The 23,277-nt window shown below is 65.5% G+C and carries 16 protein-coding genes; 12 read left to right on the forward strand and 4 right to left on the reverse strand.

Features of this window, described 5'->3' with window-relative positions:
• Positions 1-94: 94 nt before the first annotated feature.
• The 3 genes from GJ654_RS09015 to GJ654_RS09025 are packed head-to-tail and all read right to left on the reverse strand — an operon-like array spanning position 95 to position 2,549.
• A complete protein-coding gene (locus tag GJ654_RS09015; RefSeq protein WP_155445826.1) occupies positions 95-880 on the reverse strand; it encodes a glycosyltransferase family 2 protein in 786 nt (261 codons plus the stop codon).
• On the reverse strand, positions 880-1,716 hold the full coding sequence (locus GJ654_RS09020; protein WP_155445827.1) for a hypothetical protein: 837 nt from the start codon (positions 1,714-1,716) through the stop codon (positions 880-882). The genes GJ654_RS09015 and GJ654_RS09020 overlap by 1 nt, the downstream gene beginning before the upstream one ends.
• Before the next feature lie 56 nt (positions 1,717-1,772).
• Positions 1,773-2,549 (reverse strand): glycosyltransferase family 25 protein, encoded by a 777-nt coding sequence (locus tag GJ654_RS09025; protein ID WP_264586184.1) that lies wholly within the window; start codon positions 2,547-2,549, stop codon positions 1,773-1,775.
• A 284-nt stretch (positions 2,550-2,833) separates the two neighbouring features.
• Here GJ654_RS09025 and GJ654_RS09030 point away from each other — a divergent pair, with 284 nt between their 5' ends.
• Entirely contained in the window at positions 2,834-3,565 is a 732-nt protein-coding gene (locus GJ654_RS09030; protein WP_155445829.1) for a glycosyltransferase family 25 protein, read from the forward strand.
• Positions 3,566-3,568: 3 nt separating this feature from the next.
• On the opposite strand, the gene GJ654_RS09035 is transcribed toward GJ654_RS09030, so the two are convergent.
• A complete protein-coding gene (locus GJ654_RS09035) occupies positions 3,569-4,444 on the reverse strand; it encodes a lysophospholipid acyltransferase family protein (protein WP_196305481.1) in 876 nt (291 codons plus the stop codon).
• A 289-nt stretch (positions 4,445-4,733) separates the two neighbouring features.
• Here GJ654_RS09035 and GJ654_RS09040 point away from each other — a divergent pair, with 289 nt between their 5' ends.
• The 11 genes from GJ654_RS09040 (at position 4,734) to GJ654_RS09090 (ending at position 23,174) form a co-directional block, all read left to right on the forward strand.
• Complete coding sequence (locus GJ654_RS09040) at positions 4,734-6,239, forward strand: efflux transporter outer membrane subunit (RefSeq protein ID WP_246664672.1); 1,506 nt, start codon at positions 4,734-4,736, stop codon at positions 6,237-6,239.
• 90 nt (positions 6,240-6,329) lie between these two features.
• Entirely contained in the window at positions 6,330-7,691 is a 1,362-nt protein-coding gene (locus GJ654_RS09045; RefSeq protein ID WP_155445832.1) for an efflux RND transporter periplasmic adaptor subunit, read from the forward strand.
• A 7-nt stretch (positions 7,692-7,698) separates the two neighbouring features.
• Complete coding sequence (locus GJ654_RS09050) at positions 7,699-10,824, forward strand: multidrug efflux RND transporter permease subunit (protein WP_155445833.1); 3,126 nt, start codon at positions 7,699-7,701, stop codon at positions 10,822-10,824.
• A 205-nt stretch (positions 10,825-11,029) separates the two neighbouring features.
• Positions 11,030-14,332 carry an efflux RND transporter permease subunit gene (locus GJ654_RS09055; protein WP_155445834.1) on the forward strand — a complete coding sequence of 1,101 codons (3,303 nt, stop codon included), beginning with the start codon at positions 11,030-11,032 and terminating at the stop codon, positions 14,330-14,332.
• Positions 14,333-14,439: 107 nt separating this feature from the next.
• On the forward strand, positions 14,440-15,240 hold the full coding sequence (locus GJ654_RS09060; RefSeq protein ID WP_155445835.1) for a hypothetical protein: 801 nt from the start codon (positions 14,440-14,442) through the stop codon (positions 15,238-15,240).
• Between the two features lie 126 nt (positions 15,241-15,366).
• Positions 15,367-15,852 carry an NAD(P)H-dependent oxidoreductase subunit E gene (locus tag GJ654_RS09065; RefSeq protein ID WP_155445836.1) on the forward strand — a complete coding sequence of 162 codons (486 nt, stop codon included), beginning with the start codon at positions 15,367-15,369 and terminating at the stop codon, positions 15,850-15,852.
• Positions 15,849-17,423, forward strand: a complete 1,575-nt coding sequence (locus tag GJ654_RS09070) for a formate dehydrogenase beta subunit (protein ID WP_155445837.1) — start codon at positions 15,849-15,851, stop codon at positions 17,421-17,423. Before GJ654_RS09065 ends, GJ654_RS09070 begins: the two co-directional genes overlap by 4 nt.
• Before the next feature lie 9 nt (positions 17,424-17,432).
• Positions 17,433-20,267, forward strand: coding sequence for a formate dehydrogenase subunit alpha (gene fdhF, locus GJ654_RS09075; RefSeq protein ID WP_155445838.1), 2,835 nt, complete (start codon positions 17,433-17,435; stop codon positions 20,265-20,267).
• Positions 20,254-21,087, forward strand: coding sequence for a formate dehydrogenase accessory sulfurtransferase FdhD (gene fdhD, locus GJ654_RS09080; protein WP_155445839.1), 834 nt, complete (start codon positions 20,254-20,256; stop codon positions 21,085-21,087). The genes fdhF and fdhD overlap by 14 nt, the downstream gene beginning before the upstream one ends.
• Positions 21,084-21,323, forward strand: a complete 240-nt coding sequence (locus GJ654_RS09085; RefSeq protein WP_155445840.1) for a formate dehydrogenase subunit delta — start codon at positions 21,084-21,086, stop codon at positions 21,321-21,323. Before fdhD ends, GJ654_RS09085 begins: the two co-directional genes overlap by 4 nt.
• A gap of 201 nt (positions 21,324-21,524) precedes the next feature.
• The gene (locus GJ654_RS09090) at positions 21,525-23,174 is read left to right on the forward strand and encodes an OFA family MFS transporter (RefSeq protein ID WP_155445841.1); all 1,650 of its coding nucleotides are present in this window, start codon (positions 21,525-21,527) and stop codon (positions 23,172-23,174) included.
• Positions 23,175-23,277: the final 103 nt, after the last annotated feature.

The raw sequence follows: 23,277 nt of genomic DNA on the forward strand, positions 1-23,277 counted from the left end.
TCATCCATTTGAAAACGAAGGAAAAGACCCCTCATCCGGCGCTTCGCGCCACCTTCTCCCGCAAGGGGAGAAGGAGAGCGGCGCCGCTTCGGCCCTACTTTGCCCGCTTCTCCCGCGCCATCTGGAAATGCAGCGCCTCGGCCATGAAGGAATAGATCGCTCCGGTCATGGCGTGGATGAAGCCGGGCGCGCCGCACAGAAACACGCGACGCATAACAAAAATGCGGAAGAAATACAGCGGCGGATTGAAGACCAGCTTTAAGACGCTCGGCCTTTCCCCGGCGGCGATGCGCTGCTCCGCCTTGAGCCGCGCGTAAAGAATCTCCTTGGGCATTTGCGCGTCGAGCCGCAAGCCGCGCTCGTGCCGCAGCAGCCCGCGCGCCACATCGCGGATCTCGCCCTCGACGACGAGACCCTCGTGCACCAGCACGTCCTCGTCGAAACGCGCGCCCTCCCGGCGAACCAGCCGCAGGATCGGATCGGGCCGCACCGAGGCCGGCGGCGGCGCCGTCTCGCCGTAAAGCGTCAGCACCCGCGGCAGCCGCCAGCCCCCAACCTCGGCCGGCGCCTCCAGCAACCCCGGCAATGCGGCGCGCAGATCGGCGTCGAGCCATTCGTCGGCGTCGATGCTGAGCACCCAGTTTTCGCGCGCCTGCTCCAATGCAAACTGCTTTTGTTTCGCGTAACCCGGCCAGTCGCGCCGGTACAGCACGATGGGAAAACCCCGTTCGGCAAAATCCTGAACGATGGCCAGGGTGCGGTCGGTCGATCCGGAATCGACCACGATGATCTCGGCGCAATCGGCGAGGCTTTGCAGACAGGCGCCGATGCACGCCTCCTCATTTCTGCAGATGAGTGTGGCGGCGAGCGGCAGAGGCATCAGGCTTCCCCGGAGCGGCGCAGCGGCGTGAGTTGCGGGCGCCGCGTGAATTGCCGACGCAGAATGGTCAGGATGTTGCGCAGCGGCGGCTCCTGCATGCCGAGCTTGCGATGAACGCGGGCATAACCCCAGGCCATGCGCAAGGCCAGCGCTCCGCGCCCCTCGACCCGGCGCCCCCTCTCGTCGATGCCCGCGTAGAACAAGGGGCGATGCCGTCCGGTCACGCCAAATTTCTCGCGCAGAACCGCCTCTTCGTCCTCGGCGATCAAGCCCCGTTTCGCCATCTGGCCGCGCAGCACGCGGCCGACGGGGCGGGTGTGGCGGACCGGAATGCAGTCGAGAATGGCGGCGCGCCGGCGCGGGTCGTCGGAGAGCCGGCACCAGACATAGTCGAGGCCGAAGCCGCTCTGGGTGTAGGCGAAATCAGGCAAGATTTTTTCGAGCACGTCGCGGCGCAGGCAGGGCGCCATGATCTCGACGAAATTCACGTAGCGCAACGTGAAGCCGGGACAGGCCAGCACGGAGAAATGGGAAAAATAGCTGTCCCAGCTCAGCGCGGGCTGCGCCACATCGAGGTCGTGGCGGCGCATGGCGGCGAAGATCGCCTCGATATCGGCCGCGCGCATGTCGAGGTCGTCGTCCGGCAGCAGGACATAGTCATAACCGTCGAGCGCCCCCTCCCGCGCCAGCACGGCGTGGAGGCCGTCCCATTTCCCGCCGGGACGCAGCACGACGGGCGTGTCGGGCCCGTGTTCGAAGGCGGCTTCGGGGTCATAGACGCTGACGATCAGATCGAAGCTGCGCGCGTGCGCGCCGGCCAGCCAGCGCGGGTGCAAAGAATTTCGCCCCGCGCGCACGACGACGAGGTTCCTTCGTCCAGTATCAGGCCGCATCAACCGTGGCTCGTCATCTGCTCTTGAAGCCGACGCACGGCGCGGCGGTTGTCGCCGCGCGCCTGGAAGAGCTGCACATTGTAATCGAGCTGGTAGCGGATATTGGCCATGAACCGGCGCATCCCTCCGACATTGGCCTGGGACGCCGCCTCCAGCCGCGAGGCGGTGATGTGGCTGCGCAGCCCCAGCTCGCCGATGCGCAGAGGCGGCGGATCGACCACCAGCACCGGCAGGCCGAACTCCCACCAGTGCTTGATGTCCATGTCGAGCGGCCGGCTGAACGGCAGCGCGTTGACGAGCAGCATTTCGGCGGCGGTGCGGTCGAGCGCGTAGCCGAGCGTCAAGCCCGGCACGCGCTTGGGCGAGACCAGCCGACGGTCGCCCGTCATGTGGGCGACCGTCGTCCCCAGCACCGGCTTGCGTGAAAACAGCTTGACCAGCGCGCCGGAGGGAGGCGTGGCCCCGATCTCCTCGACCACCTTGCCCAGGACGCAATCCGTCTCGAAATCGTCCTCGAGAATGACGGCGCCTTCGAGATCGTTGTCGACGATGCGCCGCCACAAGGCGTGATGGCTCAGGTAGCAGCCGATTTCCGGCCGCGACAGCGGTCGCTTGTACTGGCGGGCGTTCAGGTCGGCGTCATAGACGCGGGCGACCTCGGCGTCGTCAAGCTCCGCCCCCTCGACGGCGTCGAAAAACGTGAACGGCAGCCCGATCGCATCGAGCGCCCGCTTGCTCGCCGCGCGCCTTTGCATGGCGCGTTTCAGCGAAATCACAAAAATTGGCCAAGCCAAATTGTTGCTCCAAACGAAATTTCGCCCAGGGCCCAAGCCCAAAAACTATTCGCGCGTGGCAGTCCCGCAGGCCGAAAGGCAGACATATACCAAAACGCCCTCGCGCGCCACAGCCAAGTCGTTCGATTCGCCGAGCAACTCTTGAGCTTGACTTGACTATACGCAAGGAGTGGTGTCGAACTGGTAAACAGGTCACGGATTGGGCGCCGCGACGTGACAACAACACGCCCCGCGGCTAGAAAGACAAGAAAATCCGGGGCGTCCTCGTGTCCGACTGCAAGGCCTTCATTCTTCATCTGGAACGGGCCCGCCAGAGGCGGGCGCAAGCGGAGGCGATCGCCGCCGCCACGCCCATGCCGACCGAAATTCTTGCCGCCGTCGACGGTCTGGCGCTCAGCGAGGCCGAGATCGCGACGGTTTACGCGCGCCAGCTTCATGCGCCGCGCTTTTACCTCGGCCTCAACCGCGCCGAGATCGGCGCCTTCCTCTCCCATCGCGCCGCCTGGCGACGCATTGTCGAGGACGGGCTGGATTTCGGGCTGATCTTCGAGGACGACGCGCATGTCGAGGCCAGCGTCTTCGCGCGCACCTGCGCCTTCGCCAAGGCGTCCCGGAGCCAATGGGACTATGCGCTGGCGCCGGCGATGCGCCGCCGCCCCGGCGCGGGCCAGCGCGTGACGCTGAACCATCCCAGCGCCCCGCCGCTGCGCGCGCTGGCGCAATTCGTCTCCAACGCCGCCGCGCGCCGCCTGCTCGCGGTCACCGAGCGGTTCGACCGGCCCGTCGACACGTTTTTGCAGATGAGCTGGATCACCGGCGTCGAACTGCTGACTTTCACGCCGTCCGGCGTTTACGAGATCTCCAGCGCGCTCGGCGGCTCGACGATTCAGCACCCCAGCAAGTCCGCCCAGGAAAAGCTCTGGCGCGAGCTGTCGCGCCCGATCTATCGCGCGCAGGTGCGGTTCTATCACGCCTTCGCGGCGCGCCCGCAGCCGTAATTTTCACTTCCAGCGGTCGTGGGTCCACATCCATTGTTCCGGATGCTGGCGGATCGTGCGCTCCAGCTCCGCCTGCATCGCCGCGGTGGCGGCGAAAATGTCGGCGTTGCGGTCCTCGGTGCGCGGCACGTCGATCACCTGCGCGCGCATGCGGAATTTGACGCCCGGCAAACGTTCCCCGGTGATCAGCACCAGCGGAATGCCGCACTGGCGCGCCACCATGGCGGGAAAAGGCGTGCTCTGCGCCGGACGGCCGAAGAACGGGGTTTGCAGCCCCATATGGACCTGCTGGTCGACCAGGAAGGCGATTCCGCCTCCCTGTCGGGCATAGCGGATCATGGCCACGGGGGTTTCGGGATCGCGCTTGGCCATGAGGCCGCCGGGATAATATTTCAGCCGCGTCGCCAGCACGCGGGCGTTGACCAGCGCGTTGGACATCGGGTGATAGACCCCGAGCGGCTTAAAGCCGAAGTCGACCAGGACGGCGCCGCCGCCCTCCCAATTGGCCTGATGCGCGCCGCAGAACACGGCGCCCTTGCCGGCGGCGGCGATGGCGCGCAGCACTTCGGGATTTTCGACCGCGACTCGCCCCCGGGCGATCTCGTCGAGATGGAAGAATTCGCCGAGCACGAAGCCAAGGTTGCGCCAGACCTCGCCGGCGAGCTTTTCCGCGCCGGCGTCGTCGAGCTCCGGCATGGCGGACTTCAGGTTGCGCAGCAGGCGGGGATGGCGCTTCTTCGATTTCGGCCCGAACCAGCCGACCAGCCAGCCGCCGAGCTTCGATGACGCTTCGACCGGCAGGGCCGAAAGCATGAAGCCCATGACGCGAAAGCCGGCATATTCCAGCATGTGGAGACTCTGACGCGATCGCGTGGCCATTTCACCACATTGCTCCTGATTTTGCGCGGGGGGCGCGGGCGACGCCCGCAAGACGCGAGGCGCCTCTAGCGCATCGGCCGCGCTCGCGTCAAGCCGAGCGCGGGACTGGCTCGGGCGACCGAAGGCTCGCCGGCCTTCGTTAATTTTCCGTTCATGTGGCGCCCCGGATAAGCCAAACTGACATTGCAAGTTTTTCATATGGCGGCAATAGGGAGTTCATCTCGGCGACTCGCTTTCCGCGGCGCACCGGGCTAACACGAAGCCGCCAGACGGACGGAAGGGAATGAAAATGGCCGCGCGGGCCTCGCACAGGAGAGAACGAGCCAAGCGAGCGATCGCCCGATTCGCAACGCTGGCGGCCGTCCTGACCCTGGCGTCCTGCACCGTCGGTCCCGATTACCAGCGCCCGGAAGCGCCCATTTCCGCCGAGTTCAAGGAAGCCAAGGGCTGGAAGCCGGCCCGCCCGCGCGACGCCCTGGAAAAGGGCCGCTGGTGGACGATCTTCCACGACGCCGAACTGGACCGCCTCGCATCCCAGGTCGATGTCACCAACCAGAATGTCGCCGCCCAGCTCGCCGCTTACGAACAGGCCAGGGCGATCGTGCGCGAGACCCAGTCCGGGCTGTTGCCGACCGTCGCGTCCAACTGGAGCGGGCAGCGCAGCGGCACGGGCGGCGCGCTCAGCGCGACCCGCCACGCCGTCGCCACTGGGGTCTCGAACCCGCAGGGCACCATCAGCTGGACGCTCGACGTCTGGGGCCAGGTGCGCCGCCAGGTCGAGTCCAACCAGGCCCTCGCCCAGTCCGACCTCGCCCTGCTGGAGAACGCCAAGCTTTCGGCCCAGGCGCAACTGGCGCTGGCCTATATCAACCTGCGCACCCAGGACATGCTGCGGGCGCTGCTGGCGCGAACCATCACCGCCTACCAGGAAACCCTGCGCATCACCCGCAACCAGTACAACAGCGGAACGGTGTCCCAGGCCGACCTGATCACGGCGGAAATCCAGGTCTTGAACACGCAGGCGCAATATGAGTCCGCCGCCGTCAGCCGCGCGCAATACGAGCACGCCATCGCCGCCCTGATCGGCCGCCCGCCGGCCGATCTGACCATCAAGGTCGGCAGCCTGGCGCATCTGCCGCCGCCGGTTCCGGCGCGCCTGCCCTCCAGCCTGTTGGAGCGCCGCCCCGACGTCGCCAGCGCCGAACGGACCATGCAGGCCCAGAACGCGCTGATCGGCGTGGCGGTCGCGGCCTATTACCCGCAGATCACCTTCAACGCCGCCGGCGGTTTCGAGGGCGCGAACGCCTTTCCGCTCACCGCCGCGCATCTGATCTGGTCGATCGGCGGCCAGGGCGCCGACACGCTGTTCGACGGCGGCCTGCGCGCCGCCCAGACCGACGCGGCGCAGGCCGCCTACAGGCTGGCGGTCGCCAATTACCGGCAGACGGTGCTCACCGCCTTCCAGGAGGTCGAGGACCAGCTCGTCACCTTGCGAATCTACGCCAGGGAGCTGAAGATCCGCGAACAGGCGCGCGACCGGGCGGCGGAAGCCGTCAAGGTCTATCTCAACCAGTACCGCGCGGGCACCGTCGCCTTCACCACGGTGGTGGTGGCGCAGGCGACCCTGCTCGCCGACGAGGAGGCGGTGCTGAACTCCCGGCAGACGCTGTTCGCCGCCACCGTCAACCTCATCCAGTATCTCGGCGGCGGCTTCGACGCCTCCGAGCTGCTCGCCGAACAGCCGCCGCCGCTTTCCGAGGCGGTGGCGCGGTCTCTGCCGATTCCGCCGCAATAGGGCTTGATCCCCGGGGACGCCGCCTCCAAGTGCTGGAGACGGCGCAATCCGTGAGCTGCGCCGCCCCGCCGGCGATGAAATGGACGTGGAATGACGACCGAAGATTTGGAACATTTCGCTTCCGAACGGCAGGCCCCCGCCGGCCGCATCGCCGCGCCGCCTGTCGCGCCCACGCGGACGCGCGGACGGCTGCGCACGATTCTGGTCTGGATCGCGGTGCTGGCGGCGCTCGGGCTTGGCGCCCGTTTCCTCTGGACCCGCAACATCGAGGTCGCGACGCCCGTCGCGCAATTGAAGAAATCCGACCGCGGCGGCCCGCAGCCGGTGGGCGTGGCGACGATCGGGCGGCGCGACGTCCACGTCATCCTCAACGCGCTGGGCACCGTCACCCCGCTCGCCACCGTCACCGTGGTCAGCCAGATTTCCGGCGTTTTGCAAGACGTCGGTTTTGTCGAGGGCCAGAAGGTGAAGAAGGGCGACTTCCTCGCCCAGATCGACGACCGGCCTTATCGGGCGCAAAAGGCGCAGTACGAGGGGCAACTCGCCCGCGACCAGGGTTTTCTGGCCCAGGCGAAGGCCGACGAGGAGCGCTACCAGCGCCTGCTGAAACAAAACTCCATCGCCAGCCAGACCGCGGACAACCAGAAATTCGTCGTCAAGCAATATGAGGGGACCGTCGCCGCCGACCAGGCGCTGGTCGACGCGCAGGCGCTGAACATCGCCTATGCCCGCATCACCTCGCCGGTCGACGGCCGCGTCGGCCTGCGTCTGGTCGATCCCGGCAATTACGTCACCGCCGGAACCGCCTCCTCCTCCTCGTCGAGCGCCGGCATTGTCGTGGTCACGCAATTGCAGCCGATCTCGGTGCTCTATTCCATCCCCGAGGATTCGTTGCGCCGCGTCGCGCCGCAATTGCTGGCCGGAAAGACACTTGAGACCGACGTTTACGACCGCACCAACACCAGGCTTCTGGCCAAGGGCGAGACCCGCGCCATCGACAACCAGGTCGACGCCACCACCGGCATGGTCAAGCTGCGCGCCTATTTCGACAACAAGGACAACACGCTTTTTCCCAATCAGTTCGTCAATGTCCGGCTGCTCGCCAACACCATTCCCCAGGCTCTGGCGGCGCCGATTTCCGGCATCCAGCACGGCGCGCCCGGCGATTACGCCTGGGTGGTGTCTCCGGAAGGCAAGGTTTCCGTCCAAAAGGTCAAGCTCGGCCAGACCGACGGCGACATCGTGCAAATCCTTGAGGGCCTGAACGAGGGCGACCGCATCGTCGTCGACGGCTCCGACCGCCTGCGCGAGGGCGGCGAGGCCCGCGTGGTCATGACCGACGGGGTTTCGGCTCCCGTGGAGGGCGACGCCAAGGCCTCCGAGGCCAAAGCGTCCGGCGAGGAGCGCCGCAAAAAGCGCAAGGACGGCGCCGCGCCGCCGACAACGAACTGAGCCGGCGATGAACGTCTCCGCGCCCTTCATCCGGCGGCCGGTGGCGACCACGCTGCTGATGATCGCCATCATCCTGGCGGGCCTCTCGGCGTTCAGGTTCCTGCCGCTCGCCACCCTGCCCTCGGTCGATTACCCGACCATCCAGGTCCAGACGTTTTATCCCGGCGCCAGCCCGGAGGTGATGACCTCCGCCGTGACGGCGCCGCTGGAGCGTCAGCTCGGCCAGATGCCGGGCTTATCGGAAATGACCTCGGCGAGTTCGGCCGGCGCCTCGATCATCACTCTGCAATTCGGCCTGTCCCTGTCGCTCGACGTCGCCGAACAGGAGGTCCAGGCCGCGATCAACGCCGCCAACAGTCTTTTGCCCTCCGATCTCCCGGCGCCGCCGATCTATGCCAAGGTCAACCCGGCCGACGCGCCGGTCCTGACGCTGGCGGTGACCTCGAAAACCCTGCCGCTGACGCAGTTGCGCGACATCAGCGAGACGCGGCTGGCGCAAAAGATTTCGCAACAGCCGGGCGTCGGCCTCGTCTCCATCGCGGGCGGACAGCGCCCCGCCGTGCGCGTAAAACTCAATCCGGCGGCCCTCGCCGCCTATGGGCTGGCGGTGGACGACATGCGCACCACGCTCGCCAACGCCAATGTCAACATTCCCAAGGGCAGTTTTGATGGGCCGACGCAAAGCTCGACCATCGCCGCCAACGACCAGATCGCCAACGCCGCCCAATATGCGGAGGTCGTCGTCGCCTATCGCAATGGCGCGCCGGTGCGGGTCAAGGACATCGCCACCGTCGTCGACGGTCCCGAAAACACCCGCCTCGCCGCCTGGGCCGACCGCACCCCGGCCATCCTGCTCAACATCCAGCGCCAGCCCGGCGCCAATGTCATCGCCACCGTGGACAGCGTGCGCAAACTGCTGCCCCAACTGCTCTCGGACCTGCCGGCGGGCATGGACGTGGCCGTGCTCACCGACCGCACCACCACCATCCGCGCCTCCGTGGCCGATGTCGAGTTCGAGCTGATCCTGGCGGTGATCCTCGTGGTCGCCGTCATCTTCCTGTTCCTGCGCACCCTGCCCGCGACGCTGATCCCGTCGCTCTCCGTGCCGCTGTCGCTGATCGGCACGTTTGGAATCATGTATCTGCTGGGCTTCAGCCTCGACAATCTGTCGCTGATGGCGCTGACCATTTCGACCGGGTTTGTCGTCGACGACGCCATTGTCATGATCGAGAACATCGCCCGTTACGTCGAGCGCGGCGACAGTCCGATGCAGGCGGCGCTGCGCGGCTCCGCGCAGATCGGTTTTACGATCATCTCGCTCACCGTCTCGCTGATCGCGGTGCTGATTCCGCTGCTGTTCATGCAGGAAGTGGTCGGCCGCCTGTTCCACGAATTCGCTTTGACCCTCGCCATCACCATCATCATTTCCGCCATCGTCTCGCTGACGCTGGTGCCAATGCTGTGCGCGCGGCTGATCAAGCGCAAGCCGGACTCCGAGCGCGGCTGGTTCGATCTTGGGGCCGAGCGCGTCATCAACGGCATGATCTCGGGCTATGCGCGCATGCTGGACGTGGTGCTGCGCCATCAGTTCGCCACCCTCATGGTGGCGATCGCGACGCTGGGCGTGACCGTGGCGCTCTGGGTCGCGATTCCAAAAGGTTTTTTCCCGCAACAGGACACCGGCGTGATTCAGGCCATGTCGGAGGGGCCGCAGGACGTCTCCTTCCCCGAAATGGTGCGGCTGCAAGGCGAGCTCGCCGAGATCATCCTGAAGGACCAGGACGTGGCCTCGCTGTCCTCGTTCGTCGGCGTCGACGGCGGCAATCTCACGCTCAACTCGGGCCGCTTCCTCATCAATCTGAAGCCCCAGGGCCAGCGCAAGGACAATATCGCCGAAATCATCCGGAGGCTGACCAAGGCCGCGTCCGAAATCCCGGATGCAAAACTCTACATGCAGCCGGCGCAGGATTTGACCATCGACGCCTCGGTCACCCGCGCCCAATATAAATTCGTGCTGGAGAACGCGAACTCCAAGCTGTTCAAGGAATGGGCCCCGAAACTGACGGAGCGGCTGCGGCAGTCGCCGGAGCTGGCCGATGTCGCCAATGACATGCAGCAGGGCGGCGCGGCGCTCGACCTCGTCGTCGACCGCGACGCGGCGGCGCGCTTCGGCGTCACCATGGCGAGCATCGACAACGTGCTCTACGACCTGTTCGGCCAGCGCATCATTTCGACCGTTTACAGCCAGTCCAACCAGTACCGGGTGATTCTGGAAGGCGACGAGTCCGTCCGCACCTCGCTCAAGGGGTTGGACTCCATCTACCTGCCCTCCAACGCCTCCGCGACCAACCGGCAGACGCCGCTGTCGGCGCTGGTGACGATGAAACAGCGCAACGGGCCGCTGGTCGTCACCCATCTCGCGCAGTTTCCCGCCACCACCATTTCCTTCAACCTCGCCAAGGGGGTTTCGCTCGGCGAAGCCGTGGAGGCGGTGGATCGCGCCGCCAAGGACATCGGCCTGCCCGACTCATTCTTGCTGGCGTGGCAGGGCGCGGCGGCGGCCTTCAAGTCGAATGTCGTCAACCAGCTGCTGCTGATCATGGCGGCGATCGCCACCATGTATATTGTGCTCGGCGTGCTCTACGAGAGTTTTGTCCATCCGGTGACCATTCTCTCGACCCTGCCCTCGGCGAGCGTCGGCGCCCTGGCGACGCTGATGCTGTTTGGCTACGACCTCGACATTATCGCGGTGATCGGCATCATTTTGTTGATCGGCATCGTCAAGAAAAACGCGATCATGATGATCGATTTCGCCCTGGAGGCCGAACGCGACGAGGGCTTGCCTCCGGTCGAGGCGATCCGGCAGGCGTGCCTGCTGCGCTTCCGCCCGATCCTGATGACCACGCTCGCCGCGATTCTCGGCGCGCTGCCGCTGATGCTGGGGAACGGCGTCGGCCACGAACTGCGCCAGCCGCTCGGCTACGCCATCGTCGGCGGCCTCGTGGTGAGCCAGATCCTGACCCTGTTCACCACGCCGGTGATCTATCTCTATTTCGACCGGCTGGCGCAAAGGCTCGGCGGCGGACAACGCCACGAGCCAACGGACGATGCGTTGCCGGAGCCGCTGGCATGATGGGCGTTTTCGATTTCCGCGCCGTCATTGCGAGCGAAGCGAAGCAATCCACCAAATGTCTCGCCCGAAACGCGGGCCGTGGGGCGCGCGTCGAAACCGATCGCGAGGCGCAGTCGCCGGGTGGATTGCTTCGCTTCGCTCGCAATGACGAACCGAGACCAATCGGGAGCAACGCGTCGCCCGGATCGGGGGCGGGCGGAAAAAGATGAACATCTCCGCCCCGTTCATCCGCCGCCCCGTGGCGACCATCCTGCTGACGCTGGGCATCGCGCTCGCCGGCGCCATTTCCTTCTACCTGCTGCCGGTGGCGCCGCTGCCGCAGTTCAACATCCCCACCATCACCGTCAACGCCGCCCTGCCCGGCGCCAGCCCGGAGACCGTGGCCAACAGCGTCGCCGCGCCGCTGGAGCGCCACCTCGGCCAGATCGCCGACGTCACCGACATCGTCTCGCAATCGAGCCTCGGCCAGACCCGCGTCACCCTGCAATTCAACATCCGCCGCGACCCCGACGGCGCCTCGCGCGACGTGCAGGCCGCCATCAACGCCGCGCGCGCCGACCTGCCCACCGCCCTGCGCTCCAACCCCACTTACCGCAAATTCAACCCGGCCGACGCGCCGATCCTGATCCTCAGCCTGAAATCCAAGACTCTGACGCGCGGCCAGCTCTATGACCTCGCCTCCAACGTCCTGCAGCAGCGCATTTCGCAAATCCCCGGCATCGGCCAGGTCCTGATCGGCGGCTCGACGCTGCCCGCCGTCCGCGTCGAACTCAATCCGCAGGCCCTGTTCAAATATGGCATCGGCCTGGAGGACGTGCGCGCCGCGCTCGCCTCCGCCAACGCCAACGCGCCCAAGGGGGTCATTGAACAGGGGCCGCGCTCCTACCAGATCTACACCAACGATCAGGCGTCGCATGCCGAGGATTATCGCCCGCTGGTGATCGCCTATCGCAACGGCAACGCGGTGCGGCTGTCCGATGTCGCCGAGGTCGTGGATTCCGTCGAGGACCTGCGCAACGCCGGTTTCGCCGACGGCGTCCCCGCCATTCTCGCCATTCTCACGGCGGAGCCCGGCGCCAACATCATCTCCACCGTGGATGCGGTCCAAGCCGAGCTGCCGCGCCTCGCCGCCGCGCTCGGCGGCGATGTCGTGCTGAACACGGCGATGGACCGATCCATCACCATCCGCGCCTCGCTGAAGGACACGGAAATTTCGCTGGTGATCTCGATCGCGCTGGTGACCCTTGTCGTCTTCCTGTTCCTGCAGAACGGCCGGGCCACGCTGATCCCGAGCATCGCCGTGCCGGTGTCGATCATCGGCACGTTCGCCGCCATGTACCTGCTCGGCTACAGCCTCAATCTGCTGTCGCTGATGGCGCTGACCATCGCCACCGGCTTTGTCGTCGACGACGCCATCGTCGTGGTCGAGAACATCGAGCGCCATCTGGACGAAGGCATGCCGCCCCGGCAGGCGGCGCTGGTCGGGGCGAGCGAGGTCGGTTTCACCGTGCTCTCCATCACCCTGTCGCTGGTCGCGGTGTTCGCGCCCATCCTGTTCATGGGCGGCATCATCGGCGCGTTCTTCCGCGAATTCGCCATGACGCTCACCGTCGCCATCATGATCTCGCTGGTGATTTCGCTCACCACCACGCCCATGCTCTGCGCGCTGCTGCTGCGCCGCCGGGAGGGCGAGGGTCACGGCCGCATGGCCCGCGCCCTGCAAAACGCCTTTGCCGCGACGCAGGCCCTTTACGGCCGCACCCTGTTGGTGGCGCTCCGCCATCCCAAACTGATCGTGGTCAGCCTGATCCTGGTGGTCGTGGCCAATGTCCAGCTTTACAAGCACATCCCAAAAGGCCTGTTCCCGCAGCAGGACACCGGGCGCCTGATCGGCCGGCTCGAAGCCGACCAGAGCATTTCCTTCGCCGCGATGAGCGCCAAGCTGGAAGAGCTGGTTCGCGTGGTCAAGGAGGACCCCGACATCGAGACCGTGGTCGGTTTCACCGGCGCCGGCAGCGGCGGCGGTTTTGGTTCCGTCAACACCGCCACCGTCTTCGCCGCGCTCAAACCGCTCGGCGTGCGCAAGCTCACCGCCGACCAGGTGATCGCGCGCCTGCGGCCCAAGCTCAACCACGTCCCGGGCGGGCGCCTCTACTTCTTCCCCGCGCAGGACCTGTCGCGCGGGCCGCGCAGCTCCTCCGCACAATTCCAGTACACGCTCGGCGCCGACGACACGGCGGAACTGCACGAATGGGCGCAAAAACTCGTCGACCAGTTGCAAAAACGCGGCCGGCTCAAGGATGTGACCTCCGACCAGCAGACCAAGGCGCTGCAAACCGACCTGGTGATCGACCGCGACGCCGCCGCCCGCTACGGCATCACGCCGGCGATGATCGACAACACGCTTTACGACGCCTTCGGCCAGCGTCAGGTGTCGGTGATTTTCGCCCCGATCAACCAATATCACGTCGTCATGGAAATCGACCCGCGCTACACCAAGCGCCCGTCCATGCTCGACGAAATCTATATCTCGACGGCGGGCGGCGCCGCGAAAGGATCGGCGACGACAAACCTGCCGTCGGGCGCGGTGACCAAATCCGGCGACACCACGGCGGCGGCGGGATCGGCGAGCCTCGATTCCGCGCGCAACGCCTCCACCAACGCGCTCGCGGCGAGCGGCCGCAGTTCGGCCTCGGCCGGCGCCGCCGTCTCCACCGCGCAGGAGACGATGATCCCGCTCTCGGCCATCGCCCGTTACGAGCGGGGCAACACGCCGCTTTCGGTCAACCACCAGGGCGGCTTCGTCACCACCACGATCAGCTACAATCTCGCGCTCGGCGACACCGAATCCGACGCGGACGCGGAGATTCGCGCCGCCGCCGCGGACATCCACATGCCGGCGAGCGTCCACCCCGTCACCAACGGCGCCAACGCCATGTTCGCGGAGAGTTTTTCGAACATGCCGCTGCTGCTGATGATCGCGATCCTGTCGATCTACATCGTGCTCGGCATTTTGTACGAGAGCGCCATCCATCCGATCACCATCCTCTCCACCCTGCCCTCGGCGGGCCTGGGCGCGCTGATCGGCCAGATGGCGTTCGGCATCGAATTCACCGTGATCTCCGCCATCGCCGTGGTGCTCCTGATTGGCATCGTCAAGAAAAACGCGATTTTGATGGTCGATTTCGCCATAGACGCGCGGCGCGAGCGCGGCCTGTCGCCGTTCGAGGCGATTTACGAAGCCTGCCTGATGCGCTTCCGCCCGATCATGATGACGACTTTCGCGGCTGTGCTCGGCGCGGTGCCGCTGGCGATCGGCTTTGGCGAGGGCGGCGAGGTGCGCCGGCCGCTGGGCGTTTCGATTGTGGGCGGCCTGCTGGTGTCGCAAATTTTGACGCTCTACACGACGCCGGTGATCTACCTCTATCTCGACCGCTTCAGCCTGTGGATGGAGCGCAAGCGGGCGAACTGGAAGGGTCAGCGCGCGGCGGAAAGCCCGGCCGAATGATGACGAAAAGGTGATAATTGCGCCTCCCCGGCGCTTGACATGGGGTTCGGCTGGAGGACAATTTTGCGCTATGCATTGACAAACACTTCGTTGCCGAGAGCCATCACATGAATGAACAGGCTCAACTCGAAAGCGCGGCCTCCGACCGCGATCGCAAGCCCAGGTTCTCCATCAGCGTGACGACGTTCATCGCGGTCTCGTCCTTCGTCATCTCCATCTACAATTTCTACGTGACCTCGATCAAGCAAACCGAAGCGCTGATCGTCTCGCAGGATGGATTTGGCGACTACGTCTCGATGAAGAAGGACGACCTCAAGATATCGACGAAGTATTTTTCGCACGTCAATTTCGCCAATGCGGGAAACCGGAACCTGGTGATCGACGAGGTCTCGCTGGTGGTGTTCCAGCCGGGCGCCACGGATTATTCATCCTACCCTCTGGAGCAATACACCCAGGCGGCCGACCCCATGAACCCCTCGACGAACCGTTTCGACAATCAACGCTGCGTCGGCGACATGTCCGTCATCAGGCTCGACATCCCGCCCTTCACCGTCAAGGGCGGTGAAATCGAAATCAAGAATTTCAGCCTGGGCGCCGGCCTGGAGGTGCATGAGCAGATCAAACCTCCGCAAGTCGCATCGCTGAACGGAGAAGACGGCAGACCGCGCTCTGTGGCCGCCCTGGCGCTGACCGAGCAGAACAGGACGCAAACCGCCCGTTTCGTCTATTGCATCACCATCCGCTTGCGCAACGCCGACGGCAAGACCTTCCCCCTGACGCGGCCGATGTGGTCGGCGGAGTTCAAGCTCGTGTCGGATTCCGACCTCTTGGAGCCCGGCGCCTTCAATTGGCTGCCGGGACTGGACCAGAAGGTTTTCGAGCGCACGAGTTTCAGATTGCTGGATTAAGCACTGCCTCTGGCGCTTGATAGACAGCGTCTATCACGTCTTAAGAAAAATTCATTTGCGCCAAACGAACCTTACCGTTTCAATCGGGTTCAATCTGCAAAACCATAAAAAATGCAGGACTCAGGGATGGAAAAACCGCTGGCGTGGGACGAACCGCGCGCGAAAGCGCTTGTCGACGCAAAATCAGGACTGGAAGGACCGCTGCTGCCGATCCTGCACGATCTGCAGGAAACATTTGGCTATGTCGATCCGCGCGCGGTGGCGATCATCGCCGGCGCGCTCAACGTGTCGCGGGCCGAAGTTTTTGGAACCCTAAGCTTCTACAAGGATTTCAAGAAGCAGAAGCCGCTCGGGCGCACCATAAAACTGTGCCTGGCCGAGGCCTGCCAGGCGCGGGGCGCCGACGCGCTGGCCGAGCGTTTTGAAACGAAAACCGGCTGCAAGATCGACGGCGGGTTTCACCAGGGCGTGGAGGTCGAGACCGTCTATTGCCTCGGCAATTGCGCGCTCGGCCCCAACGCCCTCTACGACGGCGAGCTGTTCGGCGCGCTGACCGACGAGTCTCTCGCCGCCCTGCACGCCCGCGCCGCACGCGAAGGAGTCGCTCCATGACGACCCTGACCGTTTACATCCCGGCGGACGCCGCCGCGCTGTCGCTCGGCGCGGAGCGGCTGGTCGCGGCCTTCGGCCGCGAGGCCGAAGCCCGAGGCGTTCCGATCGACATCAAGCGGGTCGGCTCGCACGGCATGTTCTGGCTGGAGCCGCTGATCGAAATCGAAACCTTGAAGGGACGCGTCGGCTTCGGCCCGGTCCGCCCCGAGGACGTGCCCTCGCTGTTCGACTCCGGCGCCCTGGCCGGCGCCGAGCACCCCTTAAAACTCGGCCATGTCGCCGACATGGTGTGGATGCTGCGCCAGCAGCGCCTGACCTTCGCGCGCTGCGGCGTGATCGATCCGCTGTCGCTTTCGGACTACGAGGAAAAGGACGGTTTTAGGGGCCTGCGCAACGCCCTCGCCATGTCTCCGGCCGAAGTGGTCGAGCAGGTCCGCGCCTCGGGCCTGCGCGGTCGCGGCGGCGCCGGCTTTCCCACCGGCATCAAGTGGAAGACGGTTCATGATGCGCAGGCCGACCGCAAATATGTGATCTGCAACGCCGACGAAGGCGACAGCGGCACATTCGCGGATCGCATGGTGTTCGAAGGCGATCCGTTCATGCTCATCGAGGGCATGGCCATCGCCGCCTATGCCGTCGGCGCCGACAAGGGTTTTATTTATCTGCGCTCCGAATATCCGCACGCGGCGAAGGTCATGGCGCGCGCCATCGCGCTCGCCGAACAGGCGGGATGGATCGGCGAGAACGCTTTTGGGCCGGGCAAGCCTTTTTGCCTGGAACAGCGCATCGGCGCCGGCGCCTATATCTGCGGCGAGGAAACCGCCCTGATCGAAAGTTTGGAGGGCAAGCGCGCGCTGGTGCGGGCCAAGCCGCCGATTCCCGCGCTGCATGGGCTGTTCGGGCGTCCGACGCTGGTCAACAATGTGCTGTCCTTCGCCGCCGTCCCCTTCATCCTCGCCGAGGGCGGCCAGGCCTATGCCGATTTCGGCAGCGGAAAATCGCGCGGCACGCTGCCGGTGCAGCTCGCCGGCAATGTCCAGCGCGGCGGGCTGATCGAACTGGCGTTCGGCATCACGCTGCGCGAAATCGTCGAAGGGTTTGGCGGCGGCACGGCCTCGGGACGGCCGATCCGCGCGGTGCAGATCGGCGGGCCGCTGGGCGCCTATATCACCGAAAGCCAGCTCGATCTCGAAATGGACTATGAGGTGCTGGCGGCCAACGGCGCCATGCTCGGCCACGGCGGCATCGTCGTGTTCGACGACACCGTCGACATGGCGAAAATGGCGAAATTCGCCATGCGTTTCGGCGCCGAGGAAAGCTGCGGCAAATGCACCCCCTGCCGCATCGGCGCGACGCGCGGCGGCGAGGTCTTGCAAAAAATCATCGCCGGCGAGCGCGTCGAACAGAATATCGCCCTGCTGCGCGATCTCTGCGACGTGATGACCGCGGGGTCGCTGTGCGCCCATGGCGGGCTGGTTCCCAATCCGGTGCTGTCAGCCCTCAATCGTTTTCCCGAAGATTTCTCCAAGGGACCACAAGAGACCGTCGCGCACAAAAACGCCGCCGAATAGGAGCGTTCCATGTTGATCAAGGAACTGGACACCGGCACGCCGATCCGGACCAATGTCGAAACCGTCACCCTCACCATAGACGGCGAGCAGGTCACTGTCCCCAAGGGGACCTCGGTGATGGCCGCCTCGACGCTGCGCGGCGTCAACATCCCAAAACTCTGCGCCACCGACTCGCTCGAAAGTTTTGGCTCCTGCCGCATGTGCATGGTGGAGATCGAGGGGCGGCGGGGAACGCCCGCCTCCTGCACCACGCCCGCCGAACAGGGCATGGTGGTGCGCACCCAGACCGAGCGCCTGGCAAAACTGCGGCGCGGGGTGATGGAGCTGTACATCTCCGATCACCCGCTCGACTGCCTGACCTGCGCCGCCAACGGCGATTGCGAGTTGCAGGACGTGGCGGGCGAAGTCGGCTTGCGCGAGGTGCGCTATGGCGACGGCGCCAACCATCTGAAGGATGTGAAGGACGCGTCCAACCCCTACTTCACCTACGATCCCGCCAAATGCATCGTCTGCTATCGCTGCGTCCGCGCCTGCGAGGAGGTGCAAGGCACCTTCGCGCTCACCGCGAGCGGACGCGGGTTTGACTCGCGCATCGCCTCGGGTCCGACCGATTTTCTCTCCAGCGAATGCGTCTCCTGCGGGGCGTGTGTTCAGGCCTGCCCGACCGCGACGCTGATCGAAAAGAGCGTGATCGCCGAGGGCCAGCCGGAACACTCGAAAGTGACGACCTGCGCCTATTGCGGCGTCGGCTGTTCGTTCAAGGCGGAGATGCGCGGCGAAAAGCTGATCCGCATGGTCCCCTACAAGCAAGGCCAGGCCAACGAGGGCCATTCCTGCGTCAAAGGCCGGTTCGCTTACGGCTATGCGACCCACAAGGACCGCAAGACCCGGCCGATGATTCGCGAAAAAATCACCGATCCCTGGCGCGAGGTGAGCTGGGAGGAGGCCATCGCGCACACCGCGTCCGAGTTCAAGCGTCTGCAAGCCAAATACGGCCGCGAATCCGTCGGCGCCATTTCCTCCTCGCGCTGCACCAACGAAGAAGTTTTTGTGCTGCAAAAGATGGTGCGCGCCGCTCTGCGCAACAACAACATCGACACCTGCGCGCGCGTCTGCCACTCGCCCACGGGCTACGGCCTGTCGGTGACGCTCGGCACCTCCGCGGGCACGCAGGATTTCAAGTCGGTCGACGAGGCCGATGTGATGCTGGTGATCGGCGCCAACCCGACCGACGCCCATCCGGTGTTCGGCTCGCGGATGAAGAAGCGGCTGCGCCAGGGCGCCAAGCTGATCGTGATCGATCCGCGCGCCATCGACTTGGTGCGCACGCCGCATGTGCAGGCGGCGCATCACCTGGCGCTGATGCCGGGAACCAATGTCGCCGTGGTCAATGCGCTGGCGCATGTAATCGTCACCGAAGGGCTGCTCAAGGAGGATTACATCGCCGCGCGCTGCGACCGCGACGCTTTTGAATCCTGGGCGCGCTTCATTGCGCTGGAGCAGAATTCGCCCGAGTACACCGAACAATTCACCGGCGTGCCGGCGGCGGAGGTGCGCGCGGCGGCGCGGCTTTACGCCGGCGTGAAGAACGCGGCGATCTATTACGGCCTCGGCGTCACCGAGCACAGCCAGGGCTCGACCACCGTCATGGCGCTGGCGAATCTGGCCATGGCCACCGGCAACATCGGCCATGTCGGCGCCGGCGTGAATCCGCTGCGCGGACAGAACAATGTGCAGGGCTCCTGTGATATGGGCTCGTTCCCGCACGAGTTCCCCGGCTACCGCCACGTCTCCAACGACGCGGTGCGTTCTGTTTTTGAGACGCGCTGGGCGACGAAACTCGACGACGAGCCGGGCCTGCGCATTCCCAACATGTTCGACGAAGCGCTCGATGGCGCCTTCAAGGGTTTGTTCGTCCACGGCGAGGACATCGCGCAATCCGACCCGAACACAAATCACGTCTCCGCCGCGCTGAAAAACATGGAATGCGTGGTGGTCCAGGACTTGTTTCTGAACGAGACCGCCAAGTTCGCGCATGTCTTCCTTCCAGGCGCGAGCTTTTTGGAAAAGGACGGCACCTTCACCAATGCCGAGCGCCGCATCAACCGCGTGCGAAAAGTGATGACCCCGCTGTCCGGAAAAGACGAATGGGCGGCGATTTGCGAGCTCTCGACCGCGCTCGGCTATCCCATGAGCTACGCGGACCCGTCCGAAATCATGGACGAGATCGCCGCGCTCACCCCCACTTTCGCGGGCGTCAGCTACGCCAAGCTCGACGAAATGGGCTCGGTGCAATGGCCGTGCAACGAGGCTTCTCCAAACGGCACGCCGATGATGCATGTCGAGCGTTTTGTCAACGGCGCCGGCAAGTTCATGCTCACCGAATATGTGCCGACCAGCGAGCGCAGCGGCCCGCGCTTCCCGCTGATCCTCACCACCGGGCGCATCCTGTCGCAATACAATGTCGGCGCGCAGACCCGGCGCACCGAAAACAGCGCCTGGCATGCCGAGGACGTGTTGGAAATCCATCCGTTCGACGCGGAACAGCGCGGCATTCTCGACGGCGAACTGGTGTCGGTGGCCTCGCGCGCCGGCGACGTCGCGCTGCGCGCGAAAATCAGCGAGCGCATGCAGCCCGGCGTGGTTTACACGACGTTCCATCATCCGGGCTCGGGCGCCAATGTCGTGACCACCGACAACAGCGACTGGGCGACCAACTGTCCCGAATACAAGGTGACGGCGGTGGAGGTGCGGCGCACGAACTCCCTGTCCGAATGGCAGCAGCGCAACGCCGACGAGGATTTTTCGCTGCGCCGCCTGGAGGTGATCGATGCCGCAGAGTGAGATTTTCGCCGCGCGGAAAATCCCAACCAAGGTGTTCGAAGCCAACGGTTTGACGCACACGGGCGAGCGCGCCGTCGCCGAGGAAACGCCGATCAGTTTTCTCTACGGCGGCGTGCCCTATGCCGTGATGATGGCCAGCCCCGGCGACACCGAGGATTTCGCCTACGGCTTTTCCCTCACCGAAGGTTTGATCGCACGCGCCGACGATATTCGTGCGCTCAACGTGTCGCCGCAGGGCCATGGCCTCGCCGTGGACATCCGCCTTGCGCCGGAGAAGATGAGCGGGCATCTGGCGCGGCGGCGCGTCATCGAAGGCCGCAGTTCCTGCGGGTTGTGCGGCGTCGAAAGCGCCGACATGCTGCCGCAGGCGCGGCCCGTCGAAAAGACCGCGCCCGTCGAGGCGCAGGCGGTGTTCATGGCGCTGCGCCATCTCTCGGCGAACCAGCCGCTCAACGCCGCGACCCGCGCCGTCCACGCCGCCGCCTTTTGCGCCCGCGACGGCTCGATCCTGGTGGCGCGCGAGGATGTCGGCCGCCACAACGCGCTCGACAAATGCATCGGCGCGGCGCTGCGCGCTCGGCTCGACGCGCGCGAGGGATTTGTCGTCGTCACCAGCCGCGCCTCGTTCGAAATGGTGGAAAAAACCGCCTTCTTCGGCGCGCCCCTGCTCGCCGCCATTTCGGCGCCGACCGGCCTCGCCATCGAGCGGGCGGAAGCGTTGGGGCTGACGCTGGCGGCCATCGCCCGCGCCGACAGTTTTGCGGTTTTCGTCGGCGATATCGCCGAGACGAACGCCTCTTGTCACAGGAATGTTTCATGAGCGAAATTGCGCACGACACGGAAGCGAAACTTTTGCGCATGGCCGTCCAGATCGCCGATTACTACAAGGCTTACGGCGACACGGCGCCCGGCGCCATCGCGGGCCACATCAACAAGTTCTGGACCCCGAAAATGCGCGAGGAATTTTTGTGCGCCGCCACCGGACGCACGCTGGAGCCGCCGCCGCTGGACGCCGCGCGCGCCCTGGTGAAGAGGAGAAAAGCGGAGGTGTTTTAGCCGCGATCCATCCCCTCTCCCCGCGAGCGGGGAGAGGGTGAGGGGGACTCGAGCGCTGGCTCCAACGCCGGGGCTAATACCGTACTCCCCCTCACCCCTGCCCTCTCCCCGCTCGCGGGGAGAGGGAGAAGGTCGAGGCCTTCATCGAACATCGAAATTCGGACCGGAGCAAAAAATTCCGGCCGCTATGGGAGGGAAGCAATGACTGCGACGACACACGCCGGCGCCCCGCCGGCGCCGCATTGGCTTGACCGCGAATACACCGTGGCCAAGCCGGGATTCAATCGCTGGCTGGTCCCGCCGGCCGCGCTGGCCATCCATCTGTGCATCGGCATGGCCTATGGCTTTTCGGTGTTCTGGCTGCCGCTGTCGCAGTCCATCGGCGTCACCAAAGCCGTCGCCTGCCCCGCCGACACCGGCCTGCTGACCGCTTTGTTCACCACCAGCTGCGACTGGAAAGTGGCCGATCTCGGCTGGATGTACACCCTGTTCTTCGTCCTGCTCGGCTCCTCCGCCGCGCTCTGGGGCGGCTGGCTGGAGCGCGCGGGACCGCGCAAGGCGGGCCTCGTCGCGGCCTTCTGCTGGGCCGGCGGCCTGCTGCTCGGCGCGCTCGGCGTCTATTGGCACCAACTGTGGCTGCTGTGGCTTGGCCCGGGCATCATCGGCGGGATCGGCCTCGGCCTCGGCTATATCTCGCCCGTGTCGACGCTGATCAAATGGTTCCCGGATCGGCGCGGCATGGCGACGGGCATGGCGATCATGGGCTTTGGCGGCGGCGCCATGATCGGCTCGCCGCTCGCGGCCATGCTGATGAACCATTTCAAATCCGCCGACGGCGTCGGCGTCTGGCAAACATTTGTGGTGCTGGCCGGCGTCTATTTTCTCTACATGCTCGGCGGCGCGCTGGGCTATCGCGTGCCGCCGCACGGCTGGCGCCCGGACGGCTGGACCCCGCCCGTCCGCAGGAACAAGCTGATCTCCAGCGGCAACGTCCATCTGCGCGACGCGCACAAGACGCCGCAATTCTGGCTGATCTGGCTTGTTCTGTGCCTCAACGTGTCCGCTGGCATCGGCGTCATCGGCATGGCCTCGCCCATGCTCCAGGAAATTTTTGGCGGCGGCCTGATCGGCAAGCCGGAGCTGGGTTTTGCCGCGCTCGACGCCGGGGACAAGGCGAAGATCGCCGTGATCGCCGCCGGCTTCACCGGCCTGCTCTCGCTGTTCAACATCGCCGGGCGTTTTGTTTGGGCTTCTTCGTCCGACCATTTGGGACGCAAGGCGACCTATTTCATCTTTTTCGGCTTGGGCATCGCCCTTTATGCGGCGGCGCCGACCCTGGCGCATACCGGCAACAAGGCCCTGTTCGTGCTGGCCATCGGCGTCATCCTGTCGATGTATGGCGGCGGTTTCGCCACTGTGCCGGCCTATCTCGCCGACATTTTCGGCACCGCTTATGTCGGCGCCATCCATGGACGGCTGCTCACCGCCTGGTCCACCGCCGGCATCGTCGGCCCGGTCGTCGTCAACTACATCCGCGAGTTCAACAAGGCGGCGGGCGTGCCGGCGGACCGGCTCTATGACGCCACCCTCTACATCCTCGCCGGATTCCTCGTGGTCGGGCTGATCTGCAACGCTCTGGTGCGGCCTGTGAACCCCAAATATCTGATGCCGGAGGACGAATCGGAAAAGCTGGCGGCGGCGCAGGCGATTCCCTCGGGTCCGCTCGGGACCTATGGCATCGGCGGCGGCGGATTCGGCATAAAGACCGCGCTGGCCTGGAGCGTGGTCGGCATCCCGCTGGCCTGGGGCGTCTGGCAGACGCTGCAAAAAGCGCTGGCGATCTTCCAGTAATTTTGAGCCCGGAGGCGAACCCTCCGGGCTCAGACTGCCGACAAACGCGTGGACCGCCCTCGTCCTTCGAGACAGCCGCCAAAGGGCGTCTTTAGACGCCCGT

It is taken from the genome of Rhodoblastus acidophilus, assembly GCF_009720655.1.
GTDB lineage: Bacteria > Pseudomonadota > Alphaproteobacteria > Rhizobiales > Beijerinckiaceae > Rhodoblastus > Rhodoblastus acidophilus_A.

Bases quoted from the DNA above. Each gene is read 5' to 3' on its own strand.
- GJ654_RS09040 (WP_246664672.1), top strand. From the start codon at position 4,734: ATGGCCGCGCGGGCCTCGCACAGGAGAGAACGAGCCAAGCGAGCGATC.
- GJ654_RS09055 (WP_155445834.1), top strand. From the start codon at position 11,030: ATGAACATCTCCGCCCCGTTCATCCGCCGCCCCGTGGCGACCATCCTG.
- GJ654_RS09090 (WP_155445841.1), top strand. From the start codon at position 21,525: ATGACTGCGACGACACACGCCGGCGCCCCGCCGGCGCCGCATTGGCTT.
- fdhF (WP_155445838.1), top strand. From the start codon at position 17,433: ATGTTGATCAAGGAACTGGACACCGGCACGCCGATCCGGACCAATGTC.
- GJ654_RS09015 (WP_155445826.1), bottom strand. From the start codon at position 880: ATGCCTCTGCCGCTCGCCGCCACACTCATCTGCAGAAATGAGGAGGCG.
- GJ654_RS09060 (WP_155445835.1), top strand. From the start codon at position 14,440: ATGAATGAACAGGCTCAACTCGAAAGCGCGGCCTCCGACCGCGATCGC.
- GJ654_RS09085 (WP_155445840.1), top strand. From the start codon at position 21,084: ATGAGCGAAATTGCGCACGACACGGAAGCGAAACTTTTGCGCATGGCC.
- GJ654_RS09045 (WP_155445832.1), top strand. From the start codon at position 6,330: ATGACGACCGAAGATTTGGAACATTTCGCTTCCGAACGGCAGGCCCCC.
- GJ654_RS09035 (WP_196305481.1), bottom strand. From the start codon at position 4,444: ATGGCCACGCGATCGCGTCAGAGTCTCCACATGCTGGAATATGCCGGC.
- fdhD (WP_155445839.1), top strand. From the start codon at position 20,254: ATGCCGCAGAGTGAGATTTTCGCCGCGCGGAAAATCCCAACCAAGGTG.
- GJ654_RS09065 (WP_155445836.1), top strand. From the start codon at position 15,367: ATGGAAAAACCGCTGGCGTGGGACGAACCGCGCGCGAAAGCGCTTGTC.
- GJ654_RS09050 (WP_155445833.1), top strand. From the start codon at position 7,699: ATGAACGTCTCCGCGCCCTTCATCCGGCGGCCGGTGGCGACCACGCTG.
- GJ654_RS09070 (WP_155445837.1), top strand. From the start codon at position 15,849: ATGACGACCCTGACCGTTTACATCCCGGCGGACGCCGCCGCGCTGTCG.